This window comes from Shewanella marina JCM 15074 (genome assembly GCF_000614975.1).
Taxonomy (GTDB): domain Bacteria; phylum Pseudomonadota; class Gammaproteobacteria; order Enterobacterales; family Shewanellaceae; genus Shewanella; species Shewanella marina.
Window position 1 is genome coordinate 16022 of record NZ_BALM01000002.1, and the last position, 11097, is coordinate 27118.

The following is an 11097-nucleotide window of genomic DNA, read 5'->3' on the forward strand; positions in this document are numbered from 1 at the left end:
AGTGTTTATGGCACTGGCAGCAAAATTGGGTGATATGGGCAGTGACCATGATGGTTATCCCGCTACGCCGATTATTGAAGGTTCAGCAACAGTCATCATAGAAGGTAAGCCAGCAGCAAGAATGGGGGATGCGCTTGCGCCACATGATAAACCGAGTGCGCCGAATCATGACCGCGCTATTGCAGCAGGTTCAAGCAGTGTATTTATTGATGGTAAACCCGCTGCCCGAGCAGGCGATGCCATTAGCTGTGGCGGCGTGGTGATTGGCAGCGGTACCGTCAATATTGGTTAATGCTCCAGTGGTAAACTGATGGTAAATATTACACCATCTTGATTGGCATTATTCGCCGCTTGAATTTTGCCATGGTGGAACTGAGCAATAAGTCTGACAATATATAACCCGAGCCCGAGATGGGGTTGTTGCTGCAGCGCTTGGCTACGCACCGACACCATAGAATCAAATATATGATCGCCAATATTAGCGGGCAATAATGGGCCTTGGTTGCTAATGGTTAATATGGCTTGTTTATGTTGTTTGATTAATGACACTGCTATCGCGCTATCCTGAACCGCAAATTCCATGGCATTATTGATAAGTTTATCTAAACACTGTGCAATGAATTCAGGTACACCGTTAATTATTAAAGGTTCTGTTGCCAGTTCAACGTTAAACTTTTGCTGTGGGTAAGCCATTTGATAGCCCTGCATACAACCTGAAATGACTTGGCTCAGGTTAAAGCTTTCCGTTTCAGCATTGGCAATACTTTGTTCTAATCGAGTTGCTTCACTCATGGTGGTGATGATTTTGTTAAGACGATTTACCCCCTCAGTTGCTCGAGCTAGGTACTTTTGACTGTCCGCATCTAAGTTTTCCATTTGTAAGCTTTCTAGGGATGAACGCACTACTGCTACAGGGGTTCGCAGTTCATGGGATAACCTTGATGACATATTTTCTAAATAATGGGTATAGCCACCAAGACGACCAACTATGTTGGCAAAGCTGCGGGACAGATCGCCGATTTCATCTCTAGCATTTGAGCTTTCTATTTGTCCTAGTACCCGGCCTTGTGGATCAATCGCATTTTCAGCCGCATCTCTTAACTTTCGGACTCGGGATGAAATACGTGATGCAAAGAAAAATAGTACAAAAGTGCCGATGGTAAGCACCGCTAAAATGACATTAAATAGTTTTTCTAGGGCTTTGTTACGCAGTGTGCGTACACCATTGGTGGTTTCTTCGGCAATCACGGCTCCCATCACTTTATTGCCAATCCAGATAGGGTAAGCCGCTGATAAAATAAGGGCTTTATTATCTGGAGTAAGACGCCATGTGGAGGTGGCTTTACCTGCCAAAGCGGCTTCAATATGGCTGCCTTGCAGTGCGGCGACATCATGAAGCGAATCAATAAAATCATTGGTTGGTTTGGTTAAAATTTGGTAGTAGAGACTGTGTAAGTAATCTTGTTCGAATGATTGCCACCATGATTTTTGTTCGTCATCTTCAATAATACTGTTACCCCAAACGCCATCAGCTTCTTGAATTGAACCTGCTTGGGCTAATACACGGTGATGATTATCAACAACCCAAATTTTGCTACCACTATGGCGCATGCCTTTAACTATGCGCTCGATTTCAGGTGACGGCAGTAGTACCGAACCCAATTCATTTAAGGTTTTCAAATTAGAGGTAGATATTGTTGTTAGCTGCTTGCTCTGATTATCTTTATCAATAATGGCAAAGCCCAGTTTGTTACCCAGCATGGCTAATGGGATACGTAGTTCAATATTGTATCCTTGCTCTGTTTGCTTAAAGTAGCCTTGAATGGGGGCAAATGGGGTTAAGCTTGATTCTTCAAATGCATTAATCCAACCTTCTTGGCTGGTGGCAATAAGGTACGAAGTTAATGCTCCGGTCGGACTTTTCATCGCAATTCGAAGATGATCGTTACCTGTAATACTTAAGCTATTTTTTGGGCGATAGACAAGATCTTGATCGTTAACTTCAAATGCAGCGTATAGGTATTTGTCATATTTACCGACCATATGGCTGAATGATAGATCGGCATCTGTATGCTGCTCATCTTGTTGCTGCAAATATTGTTTATCGTAGAACCAAAACAGTGGCCGATACTCTTGCCAGTCATTTAATTTGCCATCGAGCCTAATAGGGTTATGTAATTTATAGGCGTACAGATCACGACCTTTGACTACTTGTTGAAGAAAGCTGGCTTGTTGATCAAATAGCTTTGGCCGCTCATGTAATGCTGTGGCTAGCGCTCTGGTGGTACCGACTAGTGTTTTTTCTTGGCCTAGGCGCAGGTACTTCTCCATTTCCCAGACATATTCATAGCCCAGCCATGGTAGCAGTAGTAAGAAACTGGAAAGTAAAATAAATTTACTACGAAGCCCTAAGCCAAATCTCATTATTGTGGATCCCAGCGATAACCCATGCCGTAGACGGTATCTACGCAGTTAAATTGGCTATCGACTTTAATAAACTTTTTGCGGATGCGCTTGATATGTGAGGTGATGGTGCTGTCATCAACATAAATTTTGGCATCACTCATTAAGTCATTACGGCTTTTTACATGTCCGGGGCGCTGCGCTAGCGAATGTACCATCCAATATTCAGTGATAGTAAGATCGATAAGTTGGTTGTTCCAACTGACCTGCATGCGGTTGGTATCGATTTTTAGCGGTCCACATTGGATCATGCTTTCTTGTTGCACTGGGGCAGCCATAGCCTCAATTCGCCTAAAAATAGCGGCAATTCGAGCGGCCAAGTGGGGCAAGCTAATATCTTTGGTTAGATAATCATCGGCTCCCATTCTAAGGCCACAAACAGTATCAATTTCATTATCGCGGGCGGTTAAAAAAATGATGGGTAAGGTTTGGGATGCTGAGCGGAGCATTTGACATAGGGCAAAACCACCATCAATTTCATTGCCTAAGCCGATATCAATAATGGCTAAGTCAGGTAGCTGTTGTTTAAATGCAAGCTCAGCTGAATGACGATCAGCATAGCCTGAGACTCGATAGCCTTGTTTGCTGAGCATGTCACAGTAGTTTTCTCTAATAGCAGTTTCATCTTCAATAATGGCGATATGTTTATTCATTGCGACTAGGTTGTTGTTGATCTTATTGATTGTTGTTCACTATACCTAAAATTTTCAGCATAGCTATGGCGAGGAGGCAATTGCCATAATTGGTCATAATTGCTCATCACATTGCCTTTTTTCATCCCTAAAAATGCCACGCTAATCGGTTTTAATTAACTCAAGCAAATCACAGCCCAATTATCTATGTCTGTGATGAATTAATAATTAAAACATGATTAACAAGGAAATGATGATGAAAAAAACAATCTTAGCAACGGCATTAACATTGGTACTGGTTTCACAATCAGCATTAGCAACCGAAATGAATACTGAGCAAACTCATCACGAACCCGCCATAGGCTTTGGTGTCGGCGCCGTCGTTGGTGTGATTGTCGGCGGTCCTCTAGGTGGTTTTATCGGTGGTGTATTGGGCGGTTTTATTGGTGAGACTGAAGCGCAAAAGAATCAATTAGAACTGCAACAGCAGCAGATAGTGCAGGCAAAAGAAGAGCAGCAACATTTACAGCAAGTCGCTCAACAAAATATGAAGTTGGAGCAGCAACTGGTTAATGTTCAGGAGCAGCATGAGCAATTGTTACAACAACAAGGGATCACCGATATGAATGTTCAATTTGCGTTAGGTACCAGTGAAATTGCACCACTATTTGCCAGCCAATTACAAACATTAGCACAGCAATTGATTGAATACCCTCAAGCCCAAATTGATTTAACCGGCTTTGCAGATAAAGCGGGCACGACTGATTTTAATTTAGCGCTATCAAAGCAGCGTGTTGCCAGTGTGAAACGATTCTTAATTGATCTAGGTGTTGACGGCGCAAGATTAACAGAGCAAGCCCACGGTGAAACGCAAGCACTTGCTGCCATTGATGACATTGAAGGGCGCCGTTTTGATCGCCGCGTCAGTATTGCCGTACTCACTGAGCCGCAAACGATGATGGCAGAGATAGCAACCGATGATTCAGCACTACTAACAACTGCAAACAATTAATCAACTTGGTATCAGTTATACCGTCAGAGGTTACTTTGGCGGTAAGGAGCTTAACTATGCAAGAGCTTAAGCGCAGCAAATGGTTATGGTGTTGTAGTTTGCTATTGAGTTGCTTTTTTGTCTCTTATGCCGCGGCATCAGAGCAAGCAGAGCTACAATTAGACTCCCTTAATGGCAAACCATTAACTAGCGGTTTATTACTGGATACGCAAGTTGATATGCAAGTGCAAGGCTTGCTCAATAAAGTCAAAATAACGCAAGTGTTTAAAAACACGCATAAGCAAGTGGTGAATGCTAAATATGTGTTTCCATTGCCAGATGAGAGCGCAGTTTATCAAATGCGAATGCGGATTGGAGAGCGTATTATTAATGGCCAAATTAAAGAGAAGCAACAAGCGCAGCAGTTATATCAACAAGCTCAGCAACAAGGTAAAAAAGCCGCGTTAATGACGCAGAAACGGGCTAATGTCTTTATCAGTCAAGTGGCCAATATTGAGCTGGACAGAGCATTTCTGTTGAGCTGGTTTATATTGATAAAGTCAAATTTGAACATGATCAATTTGCCATTGTACTTCCTACGGTGGTTGCACCGCGTTATCAAGCAGAGATACAAACTTTCGATGTTGATTTAACTTCGGGTTGGGCGATGTCGAGTGATGTTATTGCGGTAACTCAATCATCACACATCGCCACCAAAGCCCCTACGCACCGATTTAGTCTTAATATTGAGCTCAATTCTGGCTTTGAATTAGCGAATATTCATGCCATTAACCATCAAATTGATGTTCTTTCGGAAGAGCTGGGCCATTACCAAATTAAGCTGGCGCAAGAAGACACCGGTCTAGCTAATCAAGATTTTGAATTACGTTATCAAGCTAAAGTGAGTAGTGAAGTTAAGGCGGCTCTTTTTAGTGAGCGGTTTGACGGTGAAGAGTATGGTTTGCTGATGCTGGTGCCGCCAGCAAGATTGTTTGTTAGACAACAAAGATTAGCGCGAGAGTTAGTGTTTGTGATTGATACGTCAGGATCAATGGAAGGTCGCTCGTTATCTCAAGCAAAGCAAGCATTGCTGTATGCGTTGGATAATCTCGATAGCCAAGATAATTTTAATATTATTGAGTTCAACTCCATGGTGAACGGCTTTTCAACACAAGCTTTAGCTGCGACAGAAGCTAACTTGCAGCTTGCTAAACAATTTGTGAATAATCTACGCGCTAATGGCGGCACTGAGATTTTTGATGCTTTTGCACATGTGTTAGCTGCTCAAGGCGATACTAATTATTTACGACAAATTGTGTTTTTAACGGATGGCAGTGTGAGTAATGAGCAACAAGTGGTTGAATTTATTAAGCATAATATTGCCGATAATCGACTCTTTACCATTGGTATTGGCAGTGCCCCTAATCATTATTTTATGAATCGCAGTGCGGAAGTGGGGCGAGGTAATACACGTTATATTAGTCATGTGAGTCAGGTTCAACAACAGATGACATCGTTATTTAAACAGTTAGCCCATCCTGTAATAAAGCAGTTGTCACTCACTAATGATGGTCTGCAACCGCTAAGTTATTGGCCAAAGCAAATCCCCGATCTTTATTTTGGTGAGCCGTTGCTGTTGGCATTTAAATTTAATCAAGATGCACAACAATACACGGTTTCTGGCGAGTCAGTAGGACATAAATTTAATGCCAGTTTTAAGCGGCCTCAAACTGAAGAGGGCGATGCCATTGCCAGATTATGGGCGAGACAAAAGATTAAATCGTTATTACTTAACAAATATGGTGATCAAACAAATATTAAAGCAGAGGTACTTAGTACGGCGCTCAAGTATCAGTTAATGAGCCCTTACACTGCATTTGTTGCGATTGAACAAGAGCAAGATATAAAAGAGAGCGAACCCAATGAAGCTCAAATTGCAGTAAAAACGGTTCGCATCAATGGTATGCGTCCTGCTGGCTGGACGATGGGGTTACCGCAAACGGATGGGCAAAGTCAGTTACATATCTTATTGGGATTATTGCTGCTGAGTTTGGCAATGGGTTGTGGGGTATTACTTAAGAGACGTCAATATGTCTGATATTGCTCTGTCATCAATGCTAGTGAAGACTCACTTTGTTTCGACTCGATTAATGAGGAGAAAATTAGCTTGGCTAATGATAACTGTGATCTTGCTTGTGGGAGCAGGGTTAGTGGTTAAAGGCAGTTATATGCAATTAAAGGCTCAGCTAGCTCAGTTTTTAATTGCTGACTCATGGCAGCAAAGCATGCTGTTGCAGCGACCTGTTAAGCCTTGGTTTTATGCTGATACTTGGCCGAAAGCGAAACTCAGTTTTGCGCAATATGGGATTGAGCAATATGTGTTGTCAGGCGCGAGTGGTCGCAATCTGGCTTTTGGTCCTGCGCATTTATTGTCGACCCATGAGTTTGATGCAAGTGGCCCCAGTTTAATTGCCGGCCATAATGATACCCATTTTTCCTTTTTAAAACAGGTAGCTGTGGGGGATGAGTTTGAGCTACAAAATCAACAAGGACAGGTGCTTAAATACCGCGTAAGTCAAATAGATGTTATTCATCAATCTGAAGATTATTTTTTATATGAAAATAGTGCCAAGCTTTATTTAATGACCTGTTATCCATTTAACGCGATTGCGGCGGGGACTGAATTACGCTATTTGGTGACTGCGGAAATAGTAGTTTAATAAATAAATTGTCAGTTGTTTTTAAGTGCTTATGTAAGCAATTGCTTACATAAAGTAAGGTTATTAAAATTAAAGTATTAATTATCATGATGTTATATAACGGGCTTTAAAGTTTGTGTTAATAAAAATCAACAGTGATGGATGTGTTTTTTATTAAAGTCAGTAGCTTAAGTCATATTCGCAAAGTAAATAACAAGGATATTAATATGAAAAAAACATTACTTGCAGCTGTGATTTTAGCTTGTTCTGCCCCTGTACATGCAGGCTGGCAATTAGGTGCTGATTATTTAGATGTTGAGTTGGATTCTGGAATATCAAATGTATCTGATATTTCGTTAGGCGCAATTGCAATCCATGCGGGTTATCAATTCAATATCAATGATGCGTTTTCAATTACACCTTACATTAAATATGGCGTTGGGATCTCAGATGACAATACAAAATTGGATAGTTATTATTACGATGTCTATGGCAACGCGACTTATACTACTTATAATATTAAAACAGAATTAGATCGATATTTTGAATTAGGAGGTAAGATTCAATATCAATTTTCTAATGGTATTTACTTATTTGGTAATGTAACGAGTACTAATTTTGAATTAAGTTTGGAAGGATACTCTAGTGATGATACTCAGACTGGTGTTGGTGCAGGAATGGGGTATCAATTTAAAAACAATTTTGCATTAGAGTTGGGATACTTGAATTATAGCGATGCGGATGTGTTTGCTGGTGGCATTCGTTACAACTTCTAATTTATATATTGGCTAATGAAAAGCGAGCAATAGCTCGCTTTTTGGCGTTAATGACCCAGCATAAGTTTAATTTGACTGTAATCTATTTGAAACTAAATCAATAAAACGTCTAACTTTTGCTGAGAGATGTTTGCGGCTTGGATATAAAGCAAAAACATCAACTTGCTGCATTGGCAGTTGCATAAATAGCGTTTCAACTCGATTGTGTTTAAGTAATTCATCTAAATAAAACCCTGGTAACCGGCAAATACCGTGTCCAGCTTGCACCATACTGAGGTGCATATTGGCATTATTACAGCGCATTTTTTCGCGCACATTGACGGTAAATGTTTGCTGTTGTTGATCAATAAATTGCCATTTGTCGGGGTGTTTTAAATTAGAGTAGGTGAGGCAATCATGTTGAGTTAATTGGTGTGGATGGTGTGGTGTGCCATGTTTGAGTAAATATTCTTTGCTGGCAACAGTATAAATATAACTGGTATAAATCTTTTTACAGATAAGATAAGAGTCGTTCAAATTTGTGGTGGCTCTAATGACTAAGTCATAACCATCAGCGATGACATCAACACTTTTATCTGTGAGTTCTAAATCTAAATTGACATTGGGATATAACTGGCAATATTCAGAGATGATTGGGGTTAAGTAGTGATGGCAAAACCCAATAGCACAGCTGATTTTTAGGGTTCCTTTGGGAGATTGCTGATGCTGAGTGATTAAATCAACCGCCTGCTCTGCATCATTAATGAGTTGTAAACATTCATTAAAATAGGCATCGCTTCAGGCGTTGTGCTAATCGAGCGGGTGGTGCGGTGCAGTAAGCGTACGCCTAATCTGGCCTCAAGTTTATTAATTTCTTTGCTAATGTGTGAATTGGAATGCCCAAGTGCTTGTGCCGTTGCCGCAAAACTTCCTTGTTTCACTACTTCAACAAAAATCACAATACCATCGAATAGAGTATTAATAGTCATATGGAAATAGTGTGCCTTTTTCTGAGGTATTAAAAGCTAAATTTAATCAATATACACTGTTTCATATGAGGTGAGTCACAAAGTGATTTTAAAGTTTGCTATTAAACAGGGGGTAGATGATGAAAATATTAGCTTTTGCAGCCACTAACAGCCGCACATCAATCAATAAGCAGTTATTGCAATATGCAGGTTCTTTGTTAGCGGATGTTGAGTTTGAGTTGATTGACTTAAATGATTATGAGTTACCGTTATTCAGTGTTGATAAAGAACAAGAGCTTGGTCAGCCAGAATTAGCCCAGACTTTTTATCAAAAAATGGGTGCTGCTGATGCATTAATTATCTCGTTTGCTGAGCACAATGGCTCTTATACCGCTGCGTATAAGAACCTATTTGATTGGACATCTAGAATTGATATGAAGGTGTTTCAAAATAAACCTGTTGTGATGCTTGCAACATCTCCAGGCCCTGGCGGCGCAGCGAGTGTGTTAGCCGCTGCTGTGAACTCGGCCCCTTATTTTGCTGCTGATGTAAAAGCGAATGTTTCAGTGCCAAGTTTCTATGATAATTTTGATATGACTGCGGGTAAGTTAACCGAGCCTGAATTAGTGGCTCAAATGACTCAGGCATTGGCGACATTAACTTCACAGTAACGTCAATATTCTATTGTTCTAAATTGAGTATTGAATTTCCTATTCAATGCTCAATATAGATTTAATTAATTGATACCTATCAATTTTACGAAATGATTAATCCCTACAATAGCGCGTTTTGAATTACGGGCTAATTGCGTGACCAAGTTAAATTTAGGCGACATCAACGAGAAAATTCCATTACAAAAAGCAATCTACTTAGGTATTCAACATGTGTTAGCGATGGACTTGTATATTGTGCCGATTATTCTTGCGGGAATATTAGCCTTTAATACCCAAGATTCCGCAGCATTAATTCAAATGACATTTATTGTGGCGGGCATTGCAACACTGATCCAATCTGGATTCTCACTTAAATTGCCCGTTATGCAGGGGCCATCATATATTCCTCTTGGGGCGATTGGTGCACTGGGTAAAAGCTATGGAATGGCAGCCGTTTATGGAGCATTAATTCCCGTTGGCATTGCTATTTTTCTATTAGGTAAGCCACTCAATAAATTTAGTCAGTTGGTACGTAAGTTTGTGCCTCCTATTGTTGGTGGAACCGTGATTGTCATTGTCGGTATTTCACTTATTCCTGTTGCTTTTAGTGGTATTTATACTGGGCCTACGCCGCTTGATAACATGGCTGTTGCAGGGGCAAGTGCCGCATTATTAACTGGGTTTATATTAATTGGTTGTTTTATTAAAGCGGCCCATTGGATGCGGTTAACGTCGGTATTACTTTCTATGGTGTTTGGTACCTTGGTAGCGAGCCAATATGGCATGGTTGATTTTAGCTCAGTTGCAGATGCGCCATGGTTTGCCCTACCTGAATTAATGCCATTTGGTACCCCAGAGTTTCATTTGGTGCCTATTGCTACCATGATGTTTATTGCGCTAATTGTATTGATTGAAACTACGGGAACTTGGTGTGCAGTGAGTGCGGTAACAGGTGCTGAATTAACCGATGAAAAAGTGAATGCAGGCGCTAACGGTGAGGGCATTGGTTATTTTATTTGTTCATTATTTGGCGGAAGCTGTTACTGGCTATTCAACTAATGCTGGCATTATTGCGGTCACGGGGGTTGCTTCTCGTCGGGCCATTATGGCTGGCGGCGGTGTATTATTGCTATTTGGTTTTATGCCTAAATTGATGTACGTCATTGCTTCTATTCCACATCCTGTTATTTCGGGCGTATTTGCGATTATTTGTGTGATTATTGCAATGAATGGTTTTCGTGTTATTCAACACATTCAGTTAAATGAACGTAATATGTTAGTGATCGGTATTCCTATTTTGGTGAGTTTGGGTACTGCTGTGATGCCACGTGAGATTTTGTATAGCATGCCTCAGTTGGCCAGTTATTTATTAAGCTCTGGTATTGCCATTGGTGCCATTTTAGCGGTATTGATGAATGCGTTGATCCCCAATGAGAAAACGGCTGGGGAAGTGACAGAATAAGCCAATATAGAACTCTTATGAGTAAACTATTAAAGTGATTCGACTTTTGTTAACTTAATGTTGTTTTTTGAACACTTTTAATAGGAGCATTTATGATTGGATATACCACATTAGGCACTGATAATTTAGCCAAATCTGCGGCGTTCTATGAACCATTAATGGCATTAATGGGCGCGAATCGGATAATGGAAGATGAACGGTTAGTGTTATGGGGACGAAATAATAAAGCGCCTATGTTCGGTATTATTAAACCGTTTGATGGTAAACCAGCCTCAGTAGGTAACGGTACCATGATTGCGTTAATGTGTGACTCCACTGAACAGGTCGATGAATTACACGCAAAATCCTTATCTTTAGGCGCAATTGATGAAGGTGAGGTTGGCCCAAGAGGTGATAGCTTCTATGGCGGTTATTTTCGTGATCTTGATGGGAATAAGCTGGTGTTCTTTTACATGGGTTAACTTATTACACTGA

12 protein-coding genes and 1 pseudogene are annotated in these 11097 nt (G+C 40.7%); 9 read left to right on the forward strand and 4 right to left on the reverse strand.

Annotation, left to right across the window (positions count from 1 at the left end; translation table 11 throughout):
- The first annotated feature begins 7 nt into the window (after nucleotides 1–7).
- Nucleotides 8–292, forward strand: a complete 285-nt coding sequence (locus tag JCM15074_RS02035) for a type VI secretion system PAAR protein (RefSeq protein WP_025819645.1) — start codon at nucleotides 8–10, stop codon at nucleotides 290–292.
- On the opposite strand, the gene pdsS is transcribed toward JCM15074_RS02035, so the two are convergent.
- Nucleotides 289–2427: a proteobacterial dedicated sortase system histidine kinase gene (gene pdsS / locus JCM15074_RS02040; RefSeq protein WP_025819646.1), complete on the reverse strand. Its 2139-nt coding sequence runs from the start codon at nucleotides 2425–2427 to the stop codon at nucleotides 289–291. The two genes, JCM15074_RS02035 and pdsS, sit on opposite strands and share 4 nt — an antisense overlap.
- Complete coding sequence (gene pdsR, locus JCM15074_RS02045; RefSeq protein ID WP_025819648.1) at nucleotides 2424–3116, reverse strand: proteobacterial dedicated sortase system response regulator; 693 nt, start codon at nucleotides 3114–3116, stop codon at nucleotides 2424–2426. The genes pdsS and pdsR overlap by 4 nt, the downstream gene beginning before the upstream one ends.
- 235 nt (nucleotides 3117–3351) lie before the next feature.
- Here pdsR and pdsO point away from each other — a divergent pair, with 235 nt between their 5' ends.
- The 5 genes from pdsO to JCM15074_RS02065 all read left to right on the forward strand — a co-directional run bounded on the left by pdsO (nucleotide 3352) and on the right by JCM15074_RS02065 (nucleotide 7561).
- Nucleotides 3352–4107, forward strand: a complete 756-nt coding sequence (gene pdsO, locus JCM15074_RS02050; protein WP_025819649.1) for a sortase-associated OmpA-like protein PdsO — start codon at nucleotides 3352–3354, stop codon at nucleotides 4105–4107.
- Nucleotides 4108–4163: 56 nt separating this feature from the next.
- Nucleotides 4164–4739: a VIT domain-containing protein gene (locus JCM15074_RS23380; RefSeq protein WP_051536803.1), complete on the forward strand. Its 576-nt coding sequence runs from the start codon at nucleotides 4164–4166 to the stop codon at nucleotides 4737–4739.
- Nucleotides 4688–6184, forward strand: coding sequence for a vWA domain-containing protein (locus tag JCM15074_RS20490; protein ID WP_051536804.1), 1497 nt, complete (start codon nucleotides 4688–4690; stop codon nucleotides 6182–6184). The genes JCM15074_RS23380 and JCM15074_RS20490 overlap by 52 nt, the downstream gene beginning before the upstream one ends.
- Entirely contained in the window at nucleotides 6177–6806 is a 630-nt protein-coding gene (locus JCM15074_RS02060; RefSeq protein ID WP_234400140.1) for a class GN sortase, read from the forward strand. The genes JCM15074_RS20490 and JCM15074_RS02060 overlap by 8 nt, the downstream gene beginning before the upstream one ends.
- A gap of 206 nt (nucleotides 6807–7012) precedes the next feature.
- Nucleotides 7013–7561 (forward strand): outer membrane protein, encoded by a 549-nt coding sequence (locus tag JCM15074_RS02065; protein ID WP_025819651.1) that lies wholly within the window; start codon nucleotides 7013–7015, stop codon nucleotides 7559–7561.
- Nucleotides 7562–7627: 66 nt separating this feature from the next.
- On the opposite strand, the gene JCM15074_RS20495 is transcribed toward JCM15074_RS02065, so the two are convergent.
- Both JCM15074_RS20495 and JCM15074_RS25455 read right to left on the reverse strand, forming a co-directional pair.
- Nucleotides 7628–8305 (reverse strand): substrate binding domain-containing protein, encoded by a 678-nt coding sequence (locus JCM15074_RS20495; RefSeq protein WP_306302209.1) that lies wholly within the window; start codon nucleotides 8303–8305, stop codon nucleotides 7628–7630.
- Nucleotides 8275–8529 carry a helix-turn-helix domain-containing protein gene (locus JCM15074_RS25455; protein WP_306302208.1) on the reverse strand — a complete coding sequence of 85 codons (255 nt, stop codon included), beginning with the start codon at nucleotides 8527–8529 and terminating at the stop codon, nucleotides 8275–8277. Before JCM15074_RS25455 ends, JCM15074_RS20495 begins: the two co-directional genes overlap by 31 nt.
- A 119-nt stretch (nucleotides 8530–8648) precedes the next feature.
- Between JCM15074_RS25455 and JCM15074_RS02075 the strand changes: the two genes are divergently transcribed.
- The 3 genes and pseudogenes from JCM15074_RS02075 (at nucleotide 8649) to JCM15074_RS02085 (ending at nucleotide 11084) form a co-directional block, all read left to right on the forward strand.
- Nucleotides 8649–9179, forward strand: coding sequence for an NADPH-dependent FMN reductase (locus JCM15074_RS02075; protein WP_025819652.1), 531 nt, complete (start codon nucleotides 8649–8651; stop codon nucleotides 9177–9179).
- 222 nt (nucleotides 9180–9401) lie between these two features.
- Nucleotides 9402–10518: pseudogene (locus JCM15074_RS25180) on the forward strand (solute carrier family 23 protein); the annotation flags it as partial.
- A gap of 197 nt (nucleotides 10519–10715) precedes the next feature.
- Nucleotides 10716–11084, forward strand: coding sequence for a VOC family protein (locus tag JCM15074_RS02085; protein ID WP_025819653.1), 369 nt, complete (start codon nucleotides 10716–10718; stop codon nucleotides 11082–11084).
- The last annotated feature ends 13 nt before the right edge of the window (nucleotides 11085–11097 follow it).

Bases quoted from the DNA above. Each gene is read 5' to 3' on its own strand.
- JCM15074_RS25455 (WP_306302208.1), bottom strand. From the start codon at position 8,529: ATGACTATTAATACTCTATTCGATGGTATTGTGATTTTTGTTGAAGTA.
- JCM15074_RS02035 (WP_025819645.1), top strand. From the start codon at position 8: ATGGCACTGGCAGCAAAATTGGGTGATATGGGCAGTGACCATGATGGT.
- pdsR (WP_025819648.1), bottom strand. From the start codon at position 3,116: ATGAATAAACATATCGCCATTATTGAAGATGAAACTGCTATTAGAGAA.
- JCM15074_RS23380 (WP_051536803.1), top strand. From the start codon at position 4,164: ATGCAAGAGCTTAAGCGCAGCAAATGGTTATGGTGTTGTAGTTTGCTA.
- pdsO (WP_025819649.1), top strand. From the start codon at position 3,352: ATGAAAAAAACAATCTTAGCAACGGCATTAACATTGGTACTGGTTTCA.
- JCM15074_RS02065 (WP_025819651.1), top strand. From the start codon at position 7,013: ATGAAAAAAACATTACTTGCAGCTGTGATTTTAGCTTGTTCTGCCCCT.
- JCM15074_RS02075 (WP_025819652.1), top strand. From the start codon at position 8,649: ATGAAAATATTAGCTTTTGCAGCCACTAACAGCCGCACATCAATCAAT.
- JCM15074_RS02060 (WP_234400140.1), top strand. From the start codon at position 6,177: ATGTCTGATATTGCTCTGTCATCAATGCTAGTGAAGACTCACTTTGTT.
- JCM15074_RS02085 (WP_025819653.1), top strand. From the start codon at position 10,716: ATGATTGGATATACCACATTAGGCACTGATAATTTAGCCAAATCTGCG.